Origin of the sequence: Streptomyces chartreusis NRRL 3882 (assembly GCF_900236475.1) — a bacterium.
GTDB lineage: Bacteria > Actinomycetota > Actinomycetes > Streptomycetales > Streptomycetaceae > Streptomyces > Streptomyces chartreusis_D.
This window is the reverse complement of record NZ_LT963352.1, coordinates 1,781,951-1,805,365: the sequence shown is the minus strand read 5'-3', so window position 1 is coordinate 1,805,365 and position 23,415 is coordinate 1,781,951. Positions and strand designations below refer to the sequence as shown.

Here is a 23,415-nt window from a genome sequence, read left to right as displayed (position 1 = left end):
CGCGGCTTGTGCTGCGGTGACGAGGACGCTCCGCTAGCGGCGGGGCGTTCGTCTCACTTCTGTTGAACGTTCCGTCGCTCCGTGGGTGAACCGGAGCGGCACGTTCGTGCTGCTCGGAACTTCTTCTGGGCAACGGAGCACTCGGTGTTTTCAGACTTTCTCTCTTCGCGCGGGGCCGGATCGTCCCCGGTGCATGCGTGGCTGGTGCTGTGCTGCATGGCCATGCTGCAGTTCTTCATCGCGGTCGACGTGACCGTGGTCAATGTCGCCCTGCCCTCGATCGGCGCCGACTTGGGGGTCGAAGGCCACGCCCTGACCTGGGTCGTGGTCGGGTACACGATCACCGGCGGCGGGCTGCTGATGCTCGGCGGCCGGCTGGGCGACGTGCTCGGCAGGCGCCGCATCCTCCTGCTCGGCACAACTGTCTTCGGCGCCGCGTCCTTGCTGGCCGGGCTCGCGCCGTCCTTCGCCGTGCTGGTGACAGCCCGGCTGCTGCAGGGCGCCGGAGAAGCGATCGCGCTCCCGGCAGCGATGGCAGTGATCGTGCTCATGTTCCCCGAGGGGCCGCGCAGGTCGCGGGCGCTGAGCGTGTGGGCGGCCGTCGCGAGCTGCGGCCTCGTCCTCGGGTTCGTGGTCTCCGGGATCATCACCGAACTGCTCGGCTGGCGCTGGATCTTCCTGGTGTCCGTGCCGTTCATCCTGGTGGTACTCGCTGCTGCGGCCCTGCTCGTGCCGAGCGACCGGCCCGCCGGGCCCACACCGCTGGACCTTCCCGGTTCGTTCTTGCTGGTCGCGGCTCCGCTGCTGTTCACCCTCGGCGTCATCGAGGCGGGAGAGGCGGACGGCACGCCGCCCTGGCTGCCGCCGGCGGCGCTGGCCGGCGCGGTGGCAGCCGGAGCCCTGTTCGTCAGGGTCGAGCGCCGTTCACGGGACCCGCTCGTGCCGCTGCGGCTCTTCCGCAACCGGCCGCGCGTCCTGGCCAACCTCGCCACCGCCCTGCTGAGCGCGGCCCTGTCCACCTCGTTCCTGCTGTTCACCTACTACCTCCAGGACCGGTCGGGCGCCGGCCCGCTTCAGGCCGGTCTGACGATGCTGCCCCTGGCGGTGTCCCTGATCGCGGCCTCGGTGCTGGTTCCCCGGCTGCTCGGACGGTGGGGCGCCCGGGCCTGTGTCCTGGCCGGGATCGGCTTCACCGTGCTGGCGATGGCAGCCATCGCTGTGGTCTCCGCGCTCGGGGCCACCGGTTGGGCGATGATTCCGGCCATGACGCTCATCGCGGCCGGAATGGGGTTCGGGATCGTCGGGCTGCAGTACGTCGCGGTGACCGGCGTGACCGAGGACGACGCCGGCATCGCCTCGGGCGTTCAGCGAGCCGCCGACCAGCTGGGCGGTTCCACCGGCGTCACGCTCTACGTCGGCATCGGGTTCGCTCCCGCCCTGGGCGGCGCCGACCCGTTCCTCGCCAGCAGCCTCCTGGCCGTCGCCGGGCTCGCTCTGGCCGGGTGCGTCGCCTGGCGGATCTCCCTGCCCGCCGCGGTGATGGACCAAACGCCCGGGTGATCTCGGGCGGAGCTGCCCGATGAGCCGACCGCCGGATGGCGGAACCGGCCCGGAATTCCCTGGCAGGCCGGTACCGGCCGGATGCGAGAGGGGAGAGGTTCACGGGGCAACCGGACAAGGAGCAGCCCGACGACAAGGAGCGTCCACGCCATGGGTACCGCCGTCCACGTCCCGCAGACCCGGGACATGATCGGAGACGAGCTCTCCGGAGACGAGGCGTTCACCGCCCTGCGCCACTACGGAGGGCTGCGGCTGCTGGCCGACTCCTTCACACGGTTCCGATACGCGGACGGCTTCACCAACGCGCGGGCCCTCGCCTTCCAGGTGGTGCTCGGGCTGGTCCCGTGCACCGTGGCGCTCGTCGGGCTGGCCACGTCGGTGCACACGGAGGGCGTGGGCCGGGTCATCGAACTCACCCTCGGCCGGATCGTGCCGGGTGCCAGCGCGCAGATCGTCGAGGACGCCTTCGAGGGGACGCGGCGCACCGCGCACGGCGATGTCTGGAGCACGCTCGCCCTGTGGCTCGGACTGGGCTTCGCGCTGCTGAACCTCGCCTCGGCCATGGGCCAGATCGAGCGCGGCGCCAACCGCATCTACGGCATCGAGCGCGACCGTCCCTTCCCGCGCAAGTACGGGCGGGCGATCGCTCTCGCGCTCGCCGCCGGCCTGCCCCTGGTACTGGGGTTCGTCGTCCTCGTCGCGGGCGAGGCCGTGGGCGACGCGGTGGCGGACTCGGCCGGCTGGCAGGACAGCGGGTCGCGGTGGTGGGGCGTGCTCGACATTCCCGTGGGGCTCGCGCTGGCCTGGGTGGCCTCCGCCGTGATCTTCCGCTGGTCGCCCCGCCGCGTCCAGCCCGGCTACACCTGGCTGGCCTTCGGCTCGGCCGTGCATCTGCTGCTGTGGGTGTCGGCCACCTGGCTGCTCGCGCTGTACGTCGAGGAGAGCGGTGCCTTCGGCGCCGTGTACGGACCGCTCACCGCCTTCATCGCCCTGCTGCTGTGGGCCAACCTCACCGCCGTCGCGCTCTTCCTCGGCATCGCGTTCGCCGCCCAGCTGGAAGCGGCCCGCGCCGGCATCGAATCCGCCGTCCAGCCGGACCCCGGACCCGGCGCGTGAGGTCCGCGACCATCGCGGCCAGAACCTGTCCGCGACTCTCGCTACCGTGCCCCCATGACGAACAGCAAGCGGAGCGTCGCCGGCCCGGCACCCCACCTCGGTACCCGGGCCCTCAACCGCGCCACCCTCGACCGGCAGCTGCTCCTGCGCCCGGCCCGGATCTCCGCCGCCGCGGCCGTCGAGCACCTGGTCGGCCTCCAGGCGCAGAACGTCAAGCCTCCGTACTACGCGCTCGCCGCCCGCCTCGACGGCTTCGCCCCCGAGGCGCTGTCCCGGCTGATGGCCGATCGCGAGGTCGTCCGGATCGTCACGGTGCGCTCCACCATCCACACCCACACCGCGGACGACTGCCTCACCCTGCGTCCGCTGGTGCAGCCGGCCCGGGACCGGGAGCTGACGAACTTCCGCAAGGGGCTCGCCGGTGTCGACCTGGACCGGCTCGCCGCCCTCGCCCGCGACCTCGTCGAGACCGAGCCCCGCACCATGAAGCAACTGCGCGAGGCCCTGCTCCAGGAGTGGCCCGACGCCGACCCGCAGGCCCTGGCCGTCGCCGCCCGGTGCCGTCTGCCGCTCGTGCAGGTGACCCCGCGCGGCCTGTGGGGCCACAGCGGGCAGGTCAGCCTGACCACCGCCGAGCACTGGCTCGGCCGCCCCGCCGGACCGGCCGCCACACCGGATGCGGTCGTGCTGCGCTACCTCGCCGCCTTCGGCCCGGCCTCCGTGCGGGACATGCAGACCTGGGCCGGACTGACCCGGTTGCGCGAAGCCTTCGAACGCCTCCGCCCGCGACTGGTCACGTTCCGGGACGCAGGAGGCGTCGAGCTCTTCGACCTGCCGGACGCCCCCCGCCCCGACCCGGACACCCCGGCCCCGCCGCGCTTCCTGCCCGAGTTCGACAATCTGCTGCTCTCCCACGCCGACCGCACCCGCGTCGTCCCGCCCGAGTACCGGGGCCGCGCCTGGCAGGGCAACGTCGCCCACCGCACCCTCCTCGTCGACGGGTTCCTCGCGGGTCTGTGGCGACTGGAGGAGCACGCGCTCGTCATCGAGCCCTTCGGCCGGCTCACCGGGGCGCAGCGGGACGAGGTCACCGCCGAGGCGGAGCGGATGCTGCGGATGATGCACCCGGAGACGTCCTACGACATCCGCTTCGGCGCCGTACGCACCTGACGGGAGCGGCGGCTCAGTCCGCCCGGCCCGTCACCGCCACCGTCACGCCCAGGCCGATCATCGTGCAGCCGCCCGCCCCGCCGATCAGCGAAAGGCGGCGGTCGGAGCGGGCGAACCAGGTGCGGGCCGCCGACGCCGTCAGGCCCCACAGGGTGTCCGTGACCAGGCCGATCGAGATCGGTACGAGACCCAACAGGAGCATCTGGAGGGTGACATGGCCCGCCGAGTGCTCCACGAACTGCGGCAGGACGGCGGCGAAGAACAGCACGCCCTTCGGGATCGTGACACCGACGAGGACCCCGTCCAGGAGCGTACGGAGGCCGCCGCGGGCCGGTTCGGCCGGCCGGGTGCTGATCTGCGACGCCTTGAGTTGCTTGCGGTGCCGGAACGCCTGCACACCCAGGAAGACCAGATACGCGGCGCCCGCCAGCTTCACCGTCAAGTACACCGCCACCGACCGCTCGACCAGCGAGCCGATCGGCGGAAACCATGAGCATCACTCCCGTCTGCGGCCCATTCAAGCCCCCGAACCCGGACGATGACATGGAGAGGGGGCGTTGCGGGCCGCTCGTGGAGGCCCGCAACGCCCCCTGGTATTTCACCTGAGGGGTGCTCAGGAGCTTTGCCCGGCTACGAGTTGACCTGCGTCGTGACCAGGTTGGAGAAGGTCGTCAGCCGGGTGTATATACCCGGGTAACCGGCCTGGGCGCAGCCCTCGCCCCAGGAAGTGATGCCTGCCAGGACGCCCCCGATGAGCAGGGGGCCGCCGCTGTCGCCCTGGCAGGTGTCCACGCCGCCGGAGGTCTTTCCGGCGCACACCATGTCGCTCTGCACGAAGTCGGAGCCGTAGGAGCTCGCGCAACTGGAGTCGGACACGGTCGGTACGGTCGCGGTGCGCAGCTGGTTGGAGGCGCTGCCGCCGGAGGAGGTGGTGCCCCAGCCGAGGATGCGGGCGGTGGTGCCGGCCGCGTACACCGAAGTCTGCGAGGAGGAGACGAACTTCGCCGGCGTGTACGGCATCGACGTCGACAGTGTCAGCACGGCCACGTCGTCGCCGTTGGTGACGTCGGTGTAGCTCGGGTGGATCCAGATCTTGCTGACTCTGCTGACCGTGCCGTTGGTGCCGTTGCGGTAGGTGCGGCCGCCGACGACGCGCACGCTGCTGGTGGTCTCGCCGACCATGCAGTGGGCGGCGGTGACGACCTTGGTGGGCGAGACCAGCGTGCCGCCGCAGAACTGGCTCTGTGAGGCATCCGTGATCTGCATGACGAACGGGTACGCGGTCGTCGTGGTCGTGGTACCGCCGACGATCGGCTGGGGCGCGGCGACGGCGGCGGGAGCGGCGAGCAGCGCGGTCGCGGCGGCGGCAGCGGTCGCGGTGGCGACGGCGGCGGCCTTCTTGGCACGGTCGAACCCGAACATGGGTCTCCTCGGGGAGTTGCCGGTGGGGGGTCGCGCGGGTGGGTGGTGCACGGTGACCCTGACGCCGTTGTTCGGATCTCCGTGTGCCCGGCGAGCGGCACGCGACAAAGCTAGAGCCCGGCAGGGCGGGCTCCCAATGAGGGAACCCCCTAAGGGAGTTGGGCAGGGAAAACCCTCGGTCGGGCCTCGTCGGCCCTGGTGGGCGCGGGTGGGGTCAGGTCGTGCGGCGGCCCGCCGCCAGCCGGACGATGTCCACCCGCGAACGGATCCCCAGCTTCCGGTAGACCCGGGTCAAGGTCGCCTCGACGGTCTTGACGCTGATGAACAGACGGGCCGCGATCTCCCGGTTGGTCGCGCCCTCCATCACCAGTGAGGCGACCTGACGCTCCATCGACGCGAGACCCTCCAGCGCGTCGAGCGCGACGGGCGGGGCGACGGAGACCGGCTCCACCGCCGCGGGACCGGCAGCGGCGGCCGCGTCGACCTGCCGCAGCCAGGGCAGCGCCCGGCAGCGCCGGAACAGCCGGGCGGCCTCGTCGTACGACGCCGGTCCCGGCAGGGGAGTCCCGCCGGTGCGGACGAGACCCACGGTCCGGGTGCGCAGCCGGGCCAGTGCGAAGGCGGCCCGGGCCTCCTCCAGGCCGTAGCCCAGCCGGCCGAGCCGGTCCTGAACGGACGTCAGCCGGACCAGGGCGGCCTCGTGTTCGCCGCGTGCCGCCCGCACCAGCGCCTCGGCCCGGTCGAGGACGGCCAGCACGCTCTCCCGGCCCAGCCGCAGCGCGTGCACCCGCGCCGTGTCGATGACGTCCTGGGCCTCACCCGGTTCGCCGACGCGGACCAGGGCCTCGGCGAGGTCGCCGTGCCAGCGGCCGCGCGCCGGGTCCGTGATGCCGAGGCCCTGCTCCAGTTCCCGCACCCGGCGCAGCGAACGGACCGTGGCCGCCGGGTCCCCGGCCACCAACTGGGCGTAGCCCAGTGCCGCCAGGGCGCGGGACAGGTACATCTGGTCGCCGTCGACCTCGGCGTGGTCCGCCGCCTCACGGGCGAGGGCCAGCGCCCGGTCGACATCCCCGGCCGAGGCCTCCGCGAGGGAGGTCAGCATGGCGGAGGCGCCCTCGCCGATCCCCGAGTCGCGGGCGAGCCGCAGGCTCTCGCGGGCCAGGTCCAGGGCCCGGCCGCAGTGCCCGGAGCGCAGTTCCGTCTCGGCGAGGAAGCGCAGGAAGTGCACCTCGCTCTCGACCATGCCGCGTCTGCGCACCTCGCGCAGCAGGGCGGTGATGGTCGCCCGCGCCTCGGGCAGCTGGTCGCTCATGATCAGCCACCGGAACCGGGCCGAGCCTGCGCCGTTGTGGTGGCAGGCCACATACGGGTCCTGTGGTTCCTTCAGTGCCCGTTTGACGGTCGCCGGGGCGTCCGGGTGGCCCATCAGGGTCTCGGTGGAGGCCTGGAAGGACAGCGCCATCAGCTCGGTGCGCCGGTCCTTGCCGCGGGCGGCCAGCTCCGCCGCGTGCGCGGCCTCCTGCCGGGCCTCGGCGAAGTCGCCCTCCACGACCAGGCCGCGCCAGGCCAGCTGGTAGTGGACCAGGGCGAGCAGCCGCGGGTCGTCGCCCGCGTCGGCCAGGACCTGCGGGAAGACGGCGTCGACGTCACCGAGCGCCTGCCCGGCCGCCTCGATGACCACCATCCACGCCCGCACCCGCTCCGCCGGCACGGTGGCCCGGGTCAGCACGTCCCGGGCGATGTCCCGGGCGAGATCGGCCTCGCCGGCCGTGATCGCGTCCTCCGCGGCCTGGAGCCGCCGCTCGTCCGGGCCGGGCGTACTGTCCGCCGGGGTGTGCCGGGCCGCGAGCAGCCCGAGCGAGGCGGCCACCGACGGCGCCCCGCGGTCCCGGGCCAGCGCGGCGGCCTCGGCGAGCCGGGCCGCCACCTCCGGGTCGGTGCCCGTGGTCGCCAGGGCCAGGTGCCGGGCCCGCTCGATCGGGTCGGAGGCCGCCGTGGAAAGGGCGGCGTGCACGGCCCGCCGCTCCCGGGCCGGGGCCTCCGCGTACAGCGCGGCCGAGATCAGCGGGTGCGCGAACCGTACGGCGGGACCCTCGCCCTCGGTCGCCAGCAGCCCCAGCGCCGCGGCCTGGGCGGTCTCGGCCTCGGCGTGCTCCCGGCCGGCGGCGTGCAGCAGCGCCAGCGTGGGACGGGCACCGGCACTGGCCACGAGCAGGGTGCGGCGCGCCTCGTCGGACAGCATCTCCAGCCGGCTCAGCACCAGCGCCCGCAGCGAGGTGGGCACGGGCAGCGGCTCGCCGGGCCGGGGCCGGGTGGGGCTCTCGGCGAGGGCGCGGCCCAGCTCCAGCGCGAAGAGGGGGTTGCCGCCGCTGGTGCGGTGGATGTCGCGGATCGTGGAGCGGGACAGGGGGGTGTAGCCGCGGTGGTCGAGCAGGGCGGAGACCTGGGTACGGGACAGCGGGCCCAGCCGGACGGCGAGCGTGTCGGGCGGAGACGCGCGTAGATGGCGGTCGTACTCCTGGCCCTCGGTCCGCACCGCGCACAGCATCTGCACCGGCGTGTCGCCCAGCCGGCGGGCGGCGAAACCGAGCAGTTCGGCGCTGGCCGCGTCCAGCCACTGGAGATCGTCCGCGACGACCAGCACCGGGCCCTTGGCGGCGAGGGCGCGCAGCGCCGACAGCACGGCGAGGCGCAGCGCGAGCCCGTCGCGCTGGAGGGTGGACTCGCCGCGCCCGGTGAGCGCGGACTCCAGGGCGGTGCGCTGAGCGGCGGGCAGCGCGCCGGAGACCTCGTCCAGGACCAGGCCGAACAGGTCGGCCAGCGCCAGGAAGGGCAGGTGGGATTCGGACTCGGTGGCCGAGCAGCGCAACACGGTCCGGGCCGCACCGGCGTAATCCGCGGCCAGCGCCCGCAGGACCGTCGACTTTCCAATTCCCGCGGGGCCGTGGAGCAGCACACTGCCGCCTCGGCCGAGCTGCTCACGCGCCGACGTGAACAGGTCCTCCCGGCCGATGACCAGGTCGGGGCGGCTCCTGGGAGGCTCCTGGAAGTCCCGTGGCACGGTCACCGCTCCCCTCCGTGTGTCGTGTCCTGGCCAATATTAGGCAACAGCTCTTTGAATTTCGGAGGGACGGCGTGGTGAGGGAAATAACAACGCAGGTCCGCGCGCGAATTCATTGGGCTCCCTAATGCGGCGGAACACGACGGTGGCGCCCGGTCGGGAACCCGTCGGCATATCGAACGGGCAGGGGCAACGGAAAACATCACAAACCTACGGCAACCATCCCGCCCGGCGCGCCGCGACCACGGCCTCGCCCCGGGTCCGGGCCCGCAGCTTCCGCATGGCCGACCGCAGATACCCCTTGACGGTCTCGGGCGTCACGCCCAGCCGCTCGGCCGCGACCGCGTTCGTGGCCCCCGCGGCGACGCACGCCAGCACGTCCACCTCGCGCGGCGTGAGCCGGACCCGGTCCGAGGGGGTGGTATCGGCCGTCAGCAGGGCACAGGCGTCGAGCAGCTCGGCCCGCAGCCCGGGATCCGCGATCTTCGGGGCCAGCGCCCGCAGGGCCGCGTGCGCCTCCCGCACCTGCTCCCGTCCCGCGCCGGGCCGGCCCTCCGCGGCGAGCGTGCGGGCCTCCTCCCGCACGACCAGCGCCCGCTCCACGTCCCGCGCCGCCTCGACGGCCTCGTCCAGCATGCGCCCGCCCAGCGGCAGGGCCGTCCGCAGCGCCCCGTACAGCACCCCGCGCACCGAGTGCCGCACCACCACCGGCACGGCCAGCACCGAGCGCAGTCCCTCGACCGCCACCGGGGCGTCGTACTCGTGGCTGATCTGCCGCGACACCGAGTAGTCCGTCACCACGCACGGCCGGGCGAGCACCAGCGTCTTGCCGCCCAGCCCGTTCCCGGACGTCACCACCAGCGAACGCAGGGCGTGCGTCGCCGTGCCGCTCAGTTCGCTGATGCGCATCTGCCGCCCGGCCTCCATCAGGCCGCCGAAGGCGACCGGAAGGCCGGTGGCGCGCCGCAGACGGAGCAGCGCGTTCCGTATCTCGACCGCGTCGGACGCGTCTGCTGTCACCTGCTCGCCCCTTCACGACGGCTCCTGTGCGGGCGCACCCCCCGTTCGGGGGTAGTGAGACCTGCATCACGGATTACACGATGGCTCGGAGCCGCCCGGCAATGGTCCGGCACCAAGGAGGACGCATGACATCGGCGACGGAGGCGTTCCGCAGCGCGCGGGACTTCCTGCTGGAACACCGCGAGGACTACGGCACGGCCTACCAGGGCTTCCGCTGGCCCCGTCCCGACTGCTTCAACTGGGCGCTCGACTGGTTCGACGAGATCGCGCACGGCAACGCCCGCACCGCGCTGCACATCGTCGAGGAGGACGGCCACGAGACCCGGCTGTCCTTCGAGGAGATGTCCGTACGCTCCGACCGGTTCGCCAACTGGCTGCGCGCCCGGGGCGTGCGCGCCGAGGACCGGATCCTCGTGATGCTGGGCAACCAGGCCGAACTGTGGATCACCGCGCTCGCGGCGATGAAACTGCGCGCGGTGGTCATCCCGGCCACTCCGCTGCTCGGCCCCGCCGACCTGCGCGACCGCGTCGACCGCGGCCGGGTCCGGCACGTCATCGCGCGCTCCGAGGACACCGGCAAGTTCGCCGAGGTCCCCGGCGGCTACACCCGCATCGCGGCGGGAGCCCCGGGAGCCGTGCCCGAGGGCTGGCTGCCGCTGGAGGACGCCCACGGTGCCCCGGCCGACTTCACGCCCGACGCCCCGACCCGGGCCGACGACCCGCTGATGCTGTACTTCACCTCGGGCACCACCGCCCGGCCCAAACTCGTCGAGCACACCCACACCTCGTATCCGATCGGGCACCTGTCGACCATGTACTGGATCGGCCTCAAGCCCGGCGACGTGCATCTGAACATCTCCTCACCCGGCTGGGCCAAGCACGCCTGGTCCAACCTCTTCGCCCCCTGGAACGCCGAGGCGACCGTCTTCCTGCTCAACTACACGCGTTTCGACGCGGCCCGGCTCATGTCCGAGATGGACCGGGCCCAGGTCACCACCTTCTGCGCCCCGCCCACCGTCTGGCGCATGCTCATCCAGGCCGACCTGACGCAGCTGCGCACCCCGCCGCGCGAGGTCGTCGCCGCCGGTGAGCCGCTCAACCCGGAGGTCATCGAACAGGTCCGCCGGTCCTGGGGCGTCACCATCCGGGACGGCTTCGGCCAGACCGAGACGGCCGTGCAGGTCGCCAACAGCCCCGGCCAGCCGCTCAAGACCGGCTCGATGGGCCGGCCGAGCCCCGGCTACCGCGTCGAACTGCTGGACCCCGTCTCGGGCGCGCCGGGCGCGAGCGAGGGCGAGATCGCGCTCGACCTGTCGGACCGCCCCGTCGGCCTGATGACCGGCTACCACGGCGACGCGGACCGCACGGCGGAGGCGATGGCCGGCGGCTACTACCGCACGGGCGACATCGGCGCGCGGGACGCCGACGGCTACATCACCTACGTCGGCCGCGCGGACGACGTCTTCAAGGCGTCCGACTACAAGATCAGCCCCTTCGAGCTGGAGAGCGCGCTGCTGGAGCACGAGGCGGTGGCCGAGGCGGCCGTCGTGCCCGCGCCGGACGAGCTGCGGCTCGCGGTGCCGAAGGCGTACGTCGTCCTGGCCGCGGGCTGGGAGCCCGGCCCCGACACCGCGAAGGTGCTGTTCGAGCACTCCCGTGAGGCCCTGGCCCCCTACAAGCGCATCCGCCGCCTGGAGTTCGGGGAGCTGCCCAAGACCGTCTCGGGCAAGATCCGCCGCATCGAGCTGCGGGAGGCCACGGCGGCCGGCTCGGACGCCGAGTACCGCGAGGAGGACTTCCGGTGACCTCGTACAGTCATGGAACCAGCGAGACCGCTCTGCTCGGCGACACGGTCGGGGCCAACCTGGACCGGGCCGTGGCCGCCTGGCCGGACCGTGAGGCGCTGGTCGACGTGCCCTCCGGGCGGCGCTGGACGTACGCGCAGTTCGGCGCGGCCGTCGACGAGCTGGCCTCCGCCCTCCTCGCCTCCGGGGTCGCCAAGGGCGACCGGGTGGGCATCTGGGCGGTCAACTGTCCCGAGTGGGTCCTCGTCCAGTACGCCACCGCCCGCATCGGCGCGATCATGGTGAACATCAACCCGGCCTACCGCACCCACGAGGTCGAGTACGTCCTCAAGCAGGCCGGGATCTCCCTCCTGTTCGCCTCCCTCAGCCACAAGACGAGCGACTACCGGGCGATGGTCGACGAAGTGCGGGGCAGATGCGCCGACTTGCGCGAGGTCGTCTACATCGGCGATCCGAGCTGGGACGCGCTGCTCGGGCGGGGGACTCCCGGCGCCCGGATCACGGAGGACGGCCTGTCCTGCGACGACCCGATCAACATCCAGTACACGTCGGGCACGACGGGCTTCCCCAAGGGGGCCACCCTCTCCCACCACAACATCCTCAACAACGGCTACTTCGTGGGCGAGTTGATCGCCTACACCGAGCAGGACCGGATCTGCATCCCGGTGCCGTACTACCACTGCTTCGGCATGGTCATGGGCAACCTCGCCGCCACCTCGCACGGCGCCTGCATGGTGATCCCGGCCCCGTCCTTCGACCCGAAGGCCACGCTGGAGGCGGTCCAGCAGGAGCGCTGCACCTCGCTCTACGGCGTCCCGACCATGTTCATCGCGGAGCTGAACCTCCCCGGCTTCGCCTCGTACGACCTCTCCTCCCTGCGCACCGGCATCATGGCGGGCTCGCCCTGCCCGGTGGAGGTGATGAAGCGGGTGGTCGCCGAGATGCACATGCAGCAGGTCTCCATCTGCTACGGCATGACCGAGACCTCCCCGGTCTCCCTCCAGACCCGGATGGACGACGACCTGGAACACCGCACCGGCACGGTCGGCCGCGTGCTGCCGCACATCGAGGTGAAGATCGTCGACCCGGCGACGGGCGTGACCCGGCCACGCGGCACGGCGGGCGAGTTGTGCACCCGCGGCTACAGCGTGATGCTCGGCTACTGGAACGAGCCGGAGAAGACCGCCGAGGCCGTCGACGCGGGCCGCTGGATGCACACCGGCGACCTCGCGGTGATGCGCGAGGACGGCTACGTCGAGATCGTCGGCCGCATCAAGGACATGATCATCCGGGGCGGGGAGAACATCTACCCCCGCGAGATCGAGGAGTTCCTCTACGCCCACCCCAAGATCCAGGACGTCCAGGTCGTCGGCGTCCCGCACGACCGCTACGGCGAGGAGGTCCTCGCCTGCGTCATCCCCCACGACCCCGCCGACCCGCTCACCCTGGACGAACTGCGGACCTTCTGTCAGGGCCGCCTGGCCCACTACAAGATCCCGACCGGGCTTCAGCTCCTCGACTCCTTCCCGATGACGGTGTCCGGGAAGGTTCGCAAGGTGGAACTGCGGGAGAGGTTCGCGGGCGGGCAGAGATAGAAGAGCTCGGGGTCGCCGTCGTCGAGGCCGTGGACCAGACCGGTGGGTTGCCAGCCGGCCCTCAGGAGCAGGTGCTGCATGGGCTGGTTGGAGACGTTGGTCGAGGTGAACAGCTTGGGCGTGATGCACGTCGCTTCGACGGCCGTGAGAAGCCGTGTGGCCACTCCCTGCCGGCGTGCGGCGGGCGCGACCGTCAGCAGGGTGAGGAAGCCCTGCTCGAAGAAGGTGTACTCCAGCACGGCGTAGCCCACGGGCCCCGCGCGTCTTCGGCCAGCAGGGCCCGGCCCTGCTCGCACCAGCGCCGGATGCTCGCGCGGCGCGCCCGGTCTCCCGCCGCCGCGATCGGGTCGGTCCCGGTCAGTGCCGTGTGGTCCGGCGGCTCGGCGTGACGCACGACGAGCGTGCCGGGTTCGATGTCGCCCATGGGGCGCATCGTGGCAGCAGTGCGGGCCGGGCCGCGCGCGGATTACCGCGGCTCGGTCACAGCGGTGCGCGCATGCACACGCGGGGCCAGCGGTCGAGGCCGTGTTCGGCCTCCGTCGCGCGGATCTCGCGCAGGCCGGGGGTGAGCCCCGCCTCCGTGAGGGTGCGGAAGCCGAGACGGGCGTAATAGGGGGCGTTCCACGGAACCTCCGTGAAGGTGGTGAGCGTCAGGGCTGCCAGGCCCTCCTCGCGGGCGCGTTCGGCGGCGTACGTCAGGAGGGCCCTGCCCACGCCCCGGCGCGCGGCGCGCGGGTGGACCGAGACCTGCTCGATGTGCAGGGCGCCGTCCACGGGTTCGGCGACGAGGTACGCCACCGGGGCATCCCGCTCGTCCACGGCGACCCAGCATCGGCCCGCCCCGCGGAAGCGCTCCAGCACGTCGAGCGAGGGCGGTTCGTCGTCGGCGATCTCCGGCATGCAGAGGTCGCGGAAGGGGAGCCCGGCGGCACGCTCGATGTCCTGGAGGGCGGGGAGTTCGGCGGCGGTCGCGGAGCGGATACGCATGGGGTGAGTATGCGGCGCGGTGCACGCCGGGATCCTGTGGTTTCTCGGGCGACGTGGCGCCCAGGCCGTGCACTGGCCGGCAGCGGATGGACCGCGCTCACCGCCGCGCCCGGTCGGAGCGCGTGCGGGAAGGGGCGGCGGCGAACTGCTGCGGTGCGTCAGGGCGCCCGGTCCCCGGTGCCGGTGGCGTCCAGTGCGTCGGCCGGGGCGTTCACCGGCCGTGGGGTGCCGGTGAGGTCGAGGACGAACAGCGGGACGCCGAGGGCGTCGGCACGGGCCCGGGCGTCGTCCGCGTACCCGGCGAGGGTGAAGCACAGGCAGTCCGCCGACTCCGTCATGGCCGTCAGCCACAGGCATTCCACGTCCCGCAGGGTCGCGGGGCGCACGGCAGGGTCGACCAGCGCGACGACGCCGCGGGCGGCGAGGCCGATGCCGGACGGCGGCCGCTGGTCGGCCCGCCGGACACGCCGGTAGCCGAGCCGGCGCAAGTACAGCGCGGCGGCGGTGACGGCGTCGAGCGGGGTACGGATCGCGACGGAGCGGAAGGGCGGCCGGGCGGCAGCGGCACCGTCGGCGACGTCGGCACCGGCGTCCGCAGGGGCAGGGTCCCCCTCGGCGGCTGCGGCGTCGTGCGGCCCGGTCGCACCGCCCGGGACCGGCGCGCCGTCCCGGCCGTCGTCGGCGTCCGGGTCGACCGTGTCCCGGTCAGACCTGAAGCCGCCGTCAGCTGCCGTGTCCTGGCCCGTCCTGCCGCCCCGGCCGGCCACACCCCGCCCCTCCGTCACCGGCACCCGCAGTACCGTCCCGCACGGGCACCCCACCTCCGGCCGTGGCCACTCCCCGCGTCGGCCGCAGGACTCGCACCGTACGGTCACCCAGTCGTCCTGCCAGACGCGATGAGAGACGGGCGTCACCGTCCCGTCCGGGTCGAGCCGCGGGGCGACGGGCGCCCCGCACACGCACGGGTACGACGGGGCTGTGAAGCGGTGCTCCCGTCGGCAGGACGGGCAGCGCACCGGCACGCTCTTGGCCATGCCCACTCCAGTACGGCGTCACATCGGGTCGGCGCGTCCATCGTGCTTCAGCGAACCCGCGGCTGTCCGCCGCTTGCCCGTCTCTTGACGCCCTTCACCCGCCCCGCATACATTCATTCCAGATAGTAGAAGTTACTTTCCGCATTACGGAAGAGCTCACCGCGGGGCGCGACGGGAGTGCGAATCCGACAGTCGAAGCAGGAGTACTCGATGGCTCGAATGACCGCTGCCCGCGCGGCAGTTGAGATCCTCAAGCGTGAGGGCGTCACCGCCGCGTTCGGTGTCCCGGGCGCGGCGATCAACCCCTTCTACGCGGCGCTCAAGGCCTCCGGCGGCATCAACCACACCCTCGCCCGCCACGTGGAGGGCGCCTCGCACATGGCCGAGGGCTACACCCGCACCCACGCCGGCAACATCGGCGTCTGCATCGGCACCTCCGGCCCGGCCGGCACCGACATGATCACGGGCCTGTACTCCGCCACCGGCGACTCCATCCCGATCCTGTGCATCACCGGCCAGGCCCCGACCGCCGTGATCCACAAAGAGGACTTCCAGGCCGTCGACATCGCCTCGATCGCCAAGCCGGTCACCAAGATGGCCGTGACCGTGCTGGAGGCGGCGCAGGTCCCCGGCGTCTTCCAGCAGGCCTTCCACCTGATGCGCTCCGCCCGCCCCGGCCCGGTCCTGATCGACCTGCCGATCGACGTCCAGCTCACGGAGATCGAGTTCGACCCGGAGACGTACGAGCCGCTCCCGGTCTACAAGCCCGCCGCGACCCGAGCCCAGATCGAGAAGGCGATCGGGATGCTGAACGCCTCCGAGCGACCGCTGATCGTCGCGGGCGGCGGCGTCATCAACGCCGATGCCGCCGAACTGCTCGTGGAATTCGCCGAGTTGACAGGAATCCCGGTCGTCCCCACCCTCATGGGCTGGGGCGTCCTCCCCGACGACCACGAGCTGAACGCCGGCATGGTCGGCCTCCAGACCTCGCACCGCTACGGCAACGCGACCTTCCTGGAGTCCGACTTCGTCCTCGGCATCGGCAACCGCTGGGCCAACCGCCACACCGGCCGACTCGACGTCTACACCGCCGGACGGACGTTCGTGCACGTCGACATCGAGCCCACCCAGATCGGAAAGATCTTCGCGCCCGACTACGGCATCGCCTCCGACGCCAGGGCCGCGCTGGAGCTGTTCGTCGAGGTGGCGCGCGAACTGAAGACGGCCGGCAAGCTGCCCGACCGCTCCGCCTGGGCCGCCTCCGCGCAGGAGCGGAAGGCGACCCTCCAGCGCCGTACGCACTTCGACGACATCCCGATCAAGCCGCAGCGCGTCTACGAGGAGATGAACAAGGCCTTCGGCCCGGAGACCCGGTACGTCTCCACCATCGGCCTCTCGCAGATCGCCGGCGCCCAGATGCTGCACGTCTACCGGCCCCGCCACTGGATCAACTGCGGCCAGGCCGGCCCGCTCGGCTGGACCATCCCGGCCGCGCTCGGCGTCGCCAAGGCCGACCCGGAGGCGTCCGTCGTCGCGCTCTCCGGCGACTACGACTTCCAGTTCATGATCGAGGAACTGGCCGTCGGCGCGCAGCACAAGATCCCGTACGTCCACGTCCTCGTCAACAACTCCTACCTGGGCCTGATCCGCCAGGCGCAGCGGGCGTTCGACATCGACTTCCAGGTCAACCTGGAGTTCGAGAACATCAACGCGCCCGAGCTCGGCGTCTACGGCGTCGATCACGTCAAGGTCGCCGAGGGCCTCGGCTGCAAGGCGATCCGCGTCACCGACCCGGCCGGACTCGGCGCCGCGTTCGAGCAGGCCAAGAAGCTCGCCGCCGAGTACCGGGTCCCGGTCGTCGTCGAGGCGATCCTGGAACGCGTCACCAACATCTCCATGTCGACGACCAACGACATCGGCAACGTCGTGGAGTTCGAGGAGCTCGCCACCGAGCCCGGCCACGCACCGACGTCGATCAGGACGCTGAAGGTCTGACGCCCGCGCAGGCGAGGGGCGGCCCGTCCGGAAGGACGGACCGCCCCTCGCGCGTGCCCGGACCCGCGGTCACTCGCCGCCCCCGCCACCGCCCCCGCCGCAGTAGGAGTAACCCGCGCTGCCCCCGCCCGTACCGCGCGGTGAGTGCTTGAGGAGGGGCTTGCCGCCCACCTCGGCCCGTCGCATCAGCCCCGCCCGCAGGGCGAAGCGCGGCACCAGGAGCCGGAGGGCCGCCTCGCCGTGCAGGGCGACGGCCAGCAGGCGGTCGTGGTCCGTCAGACCGCGTCTGCTCGCGGGCAGCGGGTGATCGAGCCGTAGCTCACGAACATGGCGGCGGGCGGCGCGCGTGGGGCCGAGCAGCGGGTAGCGCAGCAGGCCCGCCTCGGCGAGCGGGATGCGCATCAGGGCCACCGCGAGCCGTATGTCCGGATTCTTGACCAACGTCCGCAGACCGGCCGGCCGGCGCAGGGCCCCGTGCACCGCCTCCGCCAAAGGGGACGGCGGCCGTTCCCCGGTCACGGCGTCCGCGATGCCCCTCCGCATCGTCCCCGGCCGGTCGGCCTCCACCAGGCCCCGCAGATACAGGTCCACCACGGCGACGGTGACGGCGGCCCGCGGGCCGTCCCCCAGCAGTGCGATCTCGTGCGGCTCCAGCGGGACCGCCGTACCGTCGCTCATGGCTTCACCCCCGTGCCGGGGCCCGCCGCCCCCGTGCCGGCGGGTCCCGTGTGACGAGAATGTGCCCGGCCCCGGGGGCGGTTGAAGCCCCCGGGGCCGGGTTCAGAGGTTCATTTGAGGGTTCCGTACGGGGTGTACGACCGGTGCCGTACGCGCGCCCACGTGGGCGCGGGGTGTCCTCACGCCTCGTGGTGCTCCGACAGTCCCGGCCAGTCGTCCGGGCCGCCGCCCTGCCACTCGACGAGGTCGCTCTCCTCGACGTCCGTGACGTAGAGGTCGGCCAGCCGCAGGATCTCCGCCACGTCATCGACGTGCGTGGCGATCCCCAGGGCCTCCTCGCCCAGGGTGACCCGGCGGGATCCGTCCAGGGCGGGGGCGTGGACCACGACATGCGGGTGCTCGGTTGGATGTGCCATGCCTTCAGGCTGCTGCGGCCGGGCCGGTTCCGCACCCTGAGGGAGGGACTGGCCGTCCGACGGCGCGAGGCTGGGCGCGACAGGACGTTCGCGCCGCCGGACGGGGTCGTGGGGGAGGGGATCGGGTATGAGGACCGCGGCGGGTGCGACGGAGTCCGGAACGGTCTTCCCTCAGGTCGACAAGCCCGTCCGGGTCCTTCACCACCGCACTGGCTCGCACGCCGCCGCGGTCCGCGCCCTGCCCGCGTCCGTTCCCGGGGCGACCACCCCTCATCCGGGTCGCCCCGGGCGGTCGGACGCGGTCAGGGAGCTCAGTCCTCGCGCAGGGCGCGGACCGCCTCCTCCACGCGCCGCCCGTACTCGGGATCGGCGGCGTGGAAGTGCGCGAGGTTCTTCTCGATCACGTCGTCGCGGGAGACCTGCGAGAGGCCGCCGGCGATGTTCGCGACCAGGCGGGACTTCTCCTCGGCGGACATCAGCCGGTACAGCTCGCCCGCCTGGAAGAAGTCGTCGTCCTTGGTGTGGAGGGGTGCCTCGTGGGTGCCCGTGTGGCCGGTCACCGCCAGCGGCGCCGACAGCGGGCGGCCGGTCTCCACCGGGCCGTCGTAGGAGTTGGGCTCGTAGTTCTTCGCGTACCGGCCCTGGGCGTTGGAGGCCATGAAGCCGTCCCGGCCGTAGTTCTGGGCGGTCGTGGCCCGGGGCGCGTTGACGGCCAGCTGCGTGTGGTTGACGCCCAGGCGGTAGCGGTGGGCGTCAGCGTAGGCGAACAGGCGGCCCTGGAGCATCTTGTCGGGCGAGGGCCCGATGCCCGGCACGAAGTTGTTCGGGGAGAACGCGGCCTGCTCGACCTCGGCGAAGACGTTGTCCGGGTTGCGGTCCAGCACCAGCCGGCCCACACGCCGGAGCGGGTAGTCCTGGTGCGGCCAGACCTTGGTCAGGTCGAACGGGTTGAAGCGGTAACCGTCCGCCTCGGCCGCCGGCATGATCTGGACGTAGAGGGTCCAGGACGGGTGCACACCACGCTCGATGGCCTGGAGCAGGTCCGTCTGGTGGGAGTTCGGGTCCTTGCCCGCGAGCTCGGCGGCCTGCTCGCTGCTCAGGCAGCGGATGCCCTGGTTGGTCTTGAAGTGGTACTTGACGAAGAAGGCCTCGCCCCGGCTGTTCGTCCACTGGTAGGTGTGCGAGCCGTAGCCGTTCATGTGCCGGTACGAGGCCGGGATGCCGCGGTCGCCCATCAGCCAGGTCACCTGGTGCGTGGCCTCGGGGGAGTGCGCCCAGAAGTCCCAGACGTTGTCCGGCTCCTGACGTCCCGTGAAGGGGTCGCGCTTCTGCGAGTGGATGAAGTCCGGGAACTTGATCGGGTCCTTGATGAAGAACACCGGGGTGTTGTTGCCGACGAGGTCGTAATTGCCCTCCGCCGTGTAGAACTTGACCGCGAAGCCGCGCGGGTCACGGACCGCGTCCGCGCCGCCGAGGCTGTCGGCCACCGTCGAGAAGCGCAGGAACACCTCGGTCCGCTTCCCGGTCTCGCTCAGGAAGTCGGCGTGGGTGAAGCCGGTGACGTCGTCGGTCACCTCGAAGTGGCCGTAGGCGCCGGAGCCCCGGGCGTGCACCACGCGCTCCGGGATGCGCTCGTGGTTGAAGCGCGCCAGCTTCTCCAGCAGATGCTGGTCCTGGAGCAGAAGCGGGCCGCCGACGCCGGCGGTGGCGGAGTTCTGGTTGTCGGCGACGGGGGCGCCGGACTCGGTGGTGAGCACGCGCTGCGACATCGTGACCTTCCGTACGAGAGGGCAGCGGAAAAATGTTTCCGCTTTGTGGAGCCTAGGGTCGGGGCGATCGGAGCGTCAACAGTTTGTTGAAGCGATGGGCATGGCTGGTCCGGGCGGCGCCGCCCCTTTGGGCGCGACAGGACAGGTGTCAGGGGCGACGCCGCCCGGGGACTGAGGGACCCCCCGGGGCGCGAGGGCCGAAAGGGTCAGATCCGGGTGCCGGAGAGCCGCTCCACGGCCCGCAGCAGCGCCGAGTGGTCCAGGCCGCCGTCGCCCTGCGCGCGCAGGGACGCGACCAGCTGGGCGACCACGGCGCCGACGGGCAGGGCCGCGCCGACGTTGCGGGCGGCGTCGGTGACGATGCCCATGTCCTTGTGGTGCAGGTCGATCCGGAAGCCCGGCTTGAAGTCCCGGCCCAGGAAGTTGTCCTTCTTGCGGGCCAGCACGGTCGAGCCGGCCAGGCCGCCGCCCAGGACGTCCAGGGCCGCCTTCAGGTCCACGCCCGACTTCTCCAGGAAGACCACGGCCTCGGCGCACGCCTGGATGTTCACGGCGACGATCAGCTGGTTCGCGGCCTTCACGGTCTGGCCCGAGCCGTGCGGGCCGCACAGCACGATGGTCTTGCCGAGCGCCTCGAAGACCGGCTTGGCCTGGTCGAAGTCGGCCTGCTCGCCGCCGACCATGATGGACAGCACGGCCTCGATCGCACCGGCCTCACCGCCGGACACGGGGGCGTCCAGGACGCGGATCCCCTTGTCCTTCGCCGCCTTCGCCAGGTCGACCGAGGTCTGCGGGGTGATCGAGGACATGTCGATCAGCAGGGCGCCGGACCTCGCGTTCTCCAGGATGCCGTCCGGACCGTAGGCGATGGCCTCGACCTGCGGGGAGGCCGGCACCATCGTGATGACGACGTCGGCGTCCCGTACGGCCTCGGCGATGGAGGCCGCGGCCGTGCCGCCGACCGCGGCGAGCCGGTCGAGCTTGTCCTGCTCGAGGGTGTAGCCGGTGACCTGGTAGCCCGCCTTGATCAGGTTCTCGGACATGGGGGAGCCCATGATGCCGAGACCGATCCAGGCGACCTTGGGAAGTGCGTTGCTCATGATGGGGTGCCTTTCGGTGCGGGGGTCAGCGGGGCAGCCAGTCGAAGGCCTCGGCGCTCGGGCGGTCGCCCGGCTTGTACTCGAGGCCGACCCAGCCGTCGTAACCCGCCTTGTTCAGCTGGTCGAGGAGGTCTTCGAGGGGCAGCGAGCCCGTCCCGGGGGCGCCGCGGCCGGGGTTGTCGGCGATCTGGACGTGGCCGGTCCGCGCGGCGTACCGCTCGATCGCCTGCGGCAGGTCCTCGCCGTTCATGGACAGGTGGTAGAGGTCCATGAGGAAGCGGGCGTTGCCCAGCCCCGTCGTGTCGTTGACCTTGTCGACGACGCCGACGGCGGCCGGTGCCGACACCAGCGGATATGCCGGCGACTCGGGCTGGTTGAGCGCCTCGATCAGCAGGATCGCGCCGATGCGGTCGGCGGCCCGGGCCGCGAGCACCAGGTTCTCCAGCGCGAGCGCGTCCTGCTCGGCCGGGTCCACGCCCTGGACGCGGTTGCCGTACAGCGCGTTGAGCGCCGTGCAGCCGAGGGAGGCGGCGAAGCCGGCCGCCACGTCGATGTTGGCGCGGAACCTCTCCGACTCCTCGCCGGGGATCGACAGGGCGCCACGGTCGGGGCCGGGCAGCCGGCCGGCGTAGAAGTTGAGGCCCGTGAGCTGGACGCCCGCGTCCTCGACGGCCTTCCTCAGCGCGTCGAGCTCCGACTGATCAGGGGTGGGTGAGTCGACCCAGGGCCACCACAGCTCGACCGCTGTGAAGCCGGCCGCGGCGGCGGCCGCGGGACGCTCCAGGAGCGGGAGTTCCGTGAAGAGGATCGACAGGTTGACGTTGAAGCGCTGGTCTGCGAATCCCATCGGGCCGCGCTCCCTTCCGCTGTGTTTCGCATTGTGGAAGTTGCTTTCTGCTTACCGGAAGACTGCCGCTGGGCGTCGTGGCTTGTCAAGGGCGCGGGGAGCGGGTCTCGCGAGGCGGGTGGGTGGGGTGTGTCCCGCCGCGGCGGGACACACCCCACCCACCCGCGGCTCGTCGGAAGGGTCGGACGGAAAAGCCGTGTCCGGTTGTCACCGTCGAATTCGAGCCAGTACGGGGGTGCGGTTTCCGGGAGTCAGGCCTATCCCGCTGACCGAAAAACGCCCTTCTTCACACATGGCGGAAGGCCCGGGTCGCGGATCTTCGATCTTGCAGGCCGGAACGGCATCAGTTAGCGTGTCTGCGCTTTGCAATCCGCGTCATCAACGGGGGTAGGTCATGAAACCGCGGATCGGTATCACCGCGCGCTTTCGCTCGGCAATAGACAGCCATTGTCTGCATGCCGGATATGTCAATCACGTCGTCCGGGCGGGAGGTATTCCACTCGTCATTCCCTGTGTCGACGACAAGCTCGCCGATTCATATCTCCCGCACCTCGACGGCCTCATGCTCACCGGCGGTGAGGACATCGACCCCGCACATTGCTCGGGCACCGAGAGGCAGCCGGACTATCAGTACCAACCCGGCCGCGACGTCTTCGAAATCCGGCTCGCCGAAGCGGCACTCGAAGCCGGGCTGCCGGTGCTCGGTATCTGCCGCGGCTGCCAAGTCCTCTACACCGCCACGGGCCATCCGCTCATTTCCCACATTCCGGATGTCAACGGCGGCAGCGTCGCCCACCGGATTTCGCTGACGGAGACCTCGCGGCACCGCGTGACCCTCACCGAGGGCAGCGCCGTCGCGGCGGCGTACGGCAAGCCCGCCGTGACCGTCACCTCCTACCACCACCAAGGCCTGGGCCCCCTGGCGCCGGACGGCCACCCCTGGCGCGTCACGGCCCGCTCCGACGACCGGCTGACCGAGGCGATCGAGCACCCCGGCGACGCCTGGGCGGTGGGCGTCATGTGGCACCCGGAGCTGCCCGTGGAGGACACCGGCGACCTCGCCGACCCGCTGATCTCGGCATTCGTGGCGGCGGCGGGAGGCGAGCGCTGATGTTCGAGGTCCGACGCCTCGACCCCGCGGACCTCGATGCGCTCCTGGACCTCCAGGAGCGCATCAAGTCCTCGCTCCCCGAACCGGACGTCTTCCAGACCAGCACGCCCGAGTTCATCTCCTACTGCCTCGCCGACGGCGGGCTCTGCTACGGCGTGTCGCACGGCTCCGACACGGTCGCCTACCGGATGGTCTACTTTCCGCGCGACCGGGATTTCAACCTGGCCAAGGACACCCCGCTGCCGCCCTCCGAGTACGCCCGGGTCGCACACTGGGACACCATCGCGGTGCTGCCCGAATGGCGGGGCCACGGACTTGCCCGGCTGATGAATACCAGGGCCCTCGCCGACGTCGCCGCCCTCGACATCCGACATCTCTACTCGACCAGCTCGCCGATGAATCCGCACGGCGTCGGATCGCTGATGCGCGCGGGCTTCCGCCCGGTCCGGCTCGTGACCAAATTCGGCGGAAAACTCCGCTTCCTCTTCTATCGCCCCACCCCGGCCCCCTGGCCTCCGGCGCGGAACGGGCAAGAGGAGCGGTCCATCGGCCTCTCCGCCACCGGAGAACTGGAAAAAGCCTTCCTCGAAGGCTGGGTCGGCGTCCGTCTCGGCGCCGACGACCGGTCGAACCCGAGCCTTTCCCTGCAACGACATTCGCTGCCCTTCACCGACGAGCAGTCCTGAACAACAACGGTGGAATTCACGCACCTCTTACGGAAAGCGGAAC

The 23,415-nt window shown here is 71.9% G+C and carries 19 protein-coding genes and 1 pseudogene; 8 read left to right on the top strand and 12 right to left on the bottom strand.

Features of this window, described 5'->3' with window-relative positions:
- The first annotated feature begins 216 nt into the window (after positions 1-216).
- From SCNRRL3882_RS08075 to SCNRRL3882_RS08065, 3 genes are all read left to right on the top strand, one after another.
- A complete protein-coding gene (locus SCNRRL3882_RS08075; protein WP_010039126.1) occupies positions 217-1,560 on the top strand; it encodes an MFS transporter in 1,344 nt (447 codons plus the stop codon).
- Between the two features lie 150 nt (positions 1,561-1,710).
- Positions 1,711-2,676 (top strand): YihY/virulence factor BrkB family protein, encoded by a 966-nt coding sequence (locus SCNRRL3882_RS08070; protein ID WP_010039125.1) that lies wholly within the window; start codon positions 1,711-1,713, stop codon positions 2,674-2,676.
- Between the two features lie 54 nt (positions 2,677-2,730).
- Positions 2,731-3,846, top strand: coding sequence for a winged helix DNA-binding domain-containing protein (locus SCNRRL3882_RS08065; RefSeq protein WP_010039123.1), 1,116 nt, complete (start codon positions 2,731-2,733; stop codon positions 3,844-3,846).
- A 13-nt stretch (positions 3,847-3,859) separates the two neighbouring features.
- On the opposite strand, the pseudogene SCNRRL3882_RS08060 reads toward SCNRRL3882_RS08065, so the two are convergent.
- From SCNRRL3882_RS08060 to SCNRRL3882_RS08045, 4 genes and pseudogenes are all read right to left on the bottom strand, one after another.
- Positions 3,860-4,324, bottom strand: a pseudogene (locus tag SCNRRL3882_RS08060) (LysE family translocator); the annotation flags it as partial.
- Between the two features lie 152 nt (positions 4,325-4,476).
- Positions 4,477-5,268, bottom strand: coding sequence for a S1 family peptidase (locus SCNRRL3882_RS08055; protein ID WP_010039119.1), 792 nt, complete (start codon positions 5,266-5,268; stop codon positions 4,477-4,479).
- Between the two features lie 214 nt (positions 5,269-5,482).
- On the bottom strand, positions 5,483-8,335 hold the full coding sequence (locus tag SCNRRL3882_RS08050) for a helix-turn-helix transcriptional regulator (RefSeq protein WP_010039117.1): 2,853 nt from the start codon (positions 8,333-8,335) through the stop codon (positions 5,483-5,485).
- A 204-nt stretch (positions 8,336-8,539) separates the two neighbouring features.
- Positions 8,540-9,349, bottom strand: a complete 810-nt coding sequence (locus SCNRRL3882_RS08045; protein ID WP_010039115.1) for a helix-turn-helix transcriptional regulator — start codon at positions 9,347-9,349, stop codon at positions 8,540-8,542.
- A 125-nt stretch (positions 9,350-9,474) separates the two neighbouring features.
- On the opposite strand from SCNRRL3882_RS08045, the gene SCNRRL3882_RS08040 reads away from it, so the two are divergent.
- Both SCNRRL3882_RS08040 and SCNRRL3882_RS08035 read left to right on the top strand, forming a co-directional pair.
- Positions 9,475-11,154: an AMP-binding protein gene (locus SCNRRL3882_RS08040; RefSeq protein ID WP_010039114.1), complete on the top strand. Its 1,680-nt coding sequence runs from the start codon at positions 9,475-9,477 to the stop codon at positions 11,152-11,154.
- Complete coding sequence (locus tag SCNRRL3882_RS08035; protein WP_010039113.1) at positions 11,151-12,749, top strand: AMP-binding protein; 1,599 nt, start codon at positions 11,151-11,153, stop codon at positions 12,747-12,749. Before SCNRRL3882_RS08040 ends, SCNRRL3882_RS08035 begins: the two co-directional genes overlap by 4 nt.
- Here the strand turns inward: SCNRRL3882_RS08035 and SCNRRL3882_RS08030 are convergent.
- From SCNRRL3882_RS08030 to SCNRRL3882_RS08020, 3 genes are all read right to left on the bottom strand, one after another.
- A complete protein-coding gene (locus SCNRRL3882_RS08030) occupies positions 12,662-13,000 on the bottom strand; it encodes a GNAT family N-acetyltransferase (protein ID WP_010039112.1) in 339 nt (112 codons plus the stop codon). The two genes, SCNRRL3882_RS08035 and SCNRRL3882_RS08030, sit on opposite strands and share 88 nt — an antisense overlap.
- 229 nt (positions 13,001-13,229) lie before the next feature.
- Positions 13,230-13,736, bottom strand: coding sequence for a GNAT family N-acetyltransferase (locus SCNRRL3882_RS08025; RefSeq protein WP_010039111.1), 507 nt, complete (start codon positions 13,734-13,736; stop codon positions 13,230-13,232).
- Between the two features lie 158 nt (positions 13,737-13,894).
- Positions 13,895-14,770: a hypothetical protein gene (locus tag SCNRRL3882_RS08020; RefSeq protein ID WP_029181124.1), complete on the bottom strand. Its 876-nt coding sequence runs from the start codon at positions 14,768-14,770 to the stop codon at positions 13,895-13,897.
- A 210-nt stretch (positions 14,771-14,980) separates the two neighbouring features.
- Between SCNRRL3882_RS08020 and gcl the strand changes: the two genes are divergently transcribed.
- Positions 14,981-16,765, top strand: coding sequence for a glyoxylate carboligase (gene gcl / locus SCNRRL3882_RS08015; RefSeq protein ID WP_010039109.1), 1,785 nt, complete (start codon positions 14,981-14,983; stop codon positions 16,763-16,765).
- A gap of 69 nt (positions 16,766-16,834) precedes the next feature.
- Here gcl and SCNRRL3882_RS08010 read toward each other — a convergent pair whose 3' ends face one another.
- The 5 genes from SCNRRL3882_RS08010 to SCNRRL3882_RS07990 all read right to left on the bottom strand — a co-directional run bounded on the left by SCNRRL3882_RS08010 (position 16,835) and on the right by SCNRRL3882_RS07990 (position 21,575).
- Entirely contained in the window at positions 16,835-17,443 is a 609-nt protein-coding gene (locus SCNRRL3882_RS08010; RefSeq protein WP_010039106.1) for a TIGR04222 domain-containing membrane protein, read from the bottom strand.
- A gap of 179 nt (positions 17,444-17,622) precedes the next feature.
- Entirely contained in the window at positions 17,623-17,859 is a 237-nt protein-coding gene (locus SCNRRL3882_RS08005; protein ID WP_029181123.1) for a hypothetical protein, read from the bottom strand.
- A gap of 311 nt (positions 17,860-18,170) precedes the next feature.
- Entirely contained in the window at positions 18,171-19,628 is a 1,458-nt protein-coding gene (locus SCNRRL3882_RS08000) for a catalase (RefSeq protein WP_010039103.1), read from the bottom strand.
- Between the two features lie 206 nt (positions 19,629-19,834).
- On the bottom strand, positions 19,835-20,728 hold the full coding sequence (locus SCNRRL3882_RS07995; RefSeq protein ID WP_010039101.1) for a 2-hydroxy-3-oxopropionate reductase: 894 nt from the start codon (positions 20,726-20,728) through the stop codon (positions 19,835-19,837).
- A 25-nt stretch (positions 20,729-20,753) separates the two neighbouring features.
- Positions 20,754-21,575 (bottom strand): TIM barrel protein, encoded by an 822-nt coding sequence (locus tag SCNRRL3882_RS07990; RefSeq protein ID WP_010039099.1) that lies wholly within the window; start codon positions 21,573-21,575, stop codon positions 20,754-20,756.
- A gap of 394 nt (positions 21,576-21,969) precedes the next feature.
- Between SCNRRL3882_RS07990 and SCNRRL3882_RS07985 the strand changes: the two genes are divergently transcribed.
- Positions 21,970-22,686, top strand: coding sequence for a gamma-glutamyl-gamma-aminobutyrate hydrolase family protein (locus tag SCNRRL3882_RS07985; RefSeq protein WP_078602810.1), 717 nt, complete (start codon positions 21,970-21,972; stop codon positions 22,684-22,686).
- On the top strand, positions 22,686-23,372 hold the full coding sequence (locus SCNRRL3882_RS07980) for a GNAT family N-acetyltransferase (protein ID WP_010039097.1): 687 nt from the start codon (positions 22,686-22,688) through the stop codon (positions 23,370-23,372). Before SCNRRL3882_RS07985 ends, SCNRRL3882_RS07980 begins: the two co-directional genes overlap by 1 nt.
- The last annotated feature ends 43 nt before the right edge of the window (positions 23,373-23,415 follow it).

Coding starts and splice junctions, on each gene's coding strand:
- SCNRRL3882_RS08075 (WP_010039126.1), top strand. CDS start 217: ATGGCCATGCTGCAGTTCTTCATCGCGGTCGACGTGACCGTGGTCAAT.
- SCNRRL3882_RS08070 (WP_010039125.1), top strand. CDS start 1,711: ATGGGTACCGCCGTCCACGTCCCGCAGACCCGGGACATGATCGGAGAC.
- SCNRRL3882_RS08065 (WP_010039123.1), top strand. CDS start 2,731: ATGACGAACAGCAAGCGGAGCGTCGCCGGCCCGGCACCCCACCTCGGT.
- SCNRRL3882_RS08055 (WP_010039119.1), bottom strand. CDS start 5,268: ATGTTCGGGTTCGACCGTGCCAAGAAGGCCGCCGCCGTCGCCACCGCG.
- SCNRRL3882_RS08040 (WP_010039114.1), top strand. CDS start 9,475: ATGACATCGGCGACGGAGGCGTTCCGCAGCGCGCGGGACTTCCTGCTG.
- SCNRRL3882_RS08025 (WP_010039111.1), bottom strand. CDS start 13,736: ATGCGTATCCGCTCCGCGACCGCCGCCGAACTCCCCGCCCTCCAGGAC.
- SCNRRL3882_RS08020 (WP_029181124.1), bottom strand. CDS start 14,770: ATGGCCAAGAGCGTGCCGGTGCGCTGCCCGTCCTGCCGACGGGAGCAC.
- gcl (WP_010039109.1), top strand. CDS start 14,981: ATGGCTCGAATGACCGCTGCCCGCGCGGCAGTTGAGATCCTCAAGCGT.
- SCNRRL3882_RS08010 (WP_010039106.1), bottom strand. CDS start 17,443: ATGAGCGACGGTACGGCGGTCCCGCTGGAGCCGCACGAGATCGCACTG.
- SCNRRL3882_RS08005 (WP_029181123.1), bottom strand. CDS start 17,859: ATGGCACATCCAACCGAGCACCCGCATGTCGTGGTCCACGCCCCCGCC.
- SCNRRL3882_RS08000 (WP_010039103.1), bottom strand. CDS start 19,628: ATGTCGCAGCGCGTGCTCACCACCGAGTCCGGCGCCCCCGTCGCCGAC.
- SCNRRL3882_RS07995 (WP_010039101.1), bottom strand. CDS start 20,728: ATGAGCAACGCACTTCCCAAGGTCGCCTGGATCGGTCTCGGCATCATG.
- SCNRRL3882_RS07990 (WP_010039099.1), bottom strand. CDS start 21,575: ATGGGATTCGCAGACCAGCGCTTCAACGTCAACCTGTCGATCCTCTTC.
- SCNRRL3882_RS07985 (WP_078602810.1), top strand. CDS start 21,970: ATGAAACCGCGGATCGGTATCACCGCGCGCTTTCGCTCGGCAATAGAC.
- SCNRRL3882_RS07980 (WP_010039097.1), top strand. CDS start 22,686: ATGTTCGAGGTCCGACGCCTCGACCCCGCGGACCTCGATGCGCTCCTG.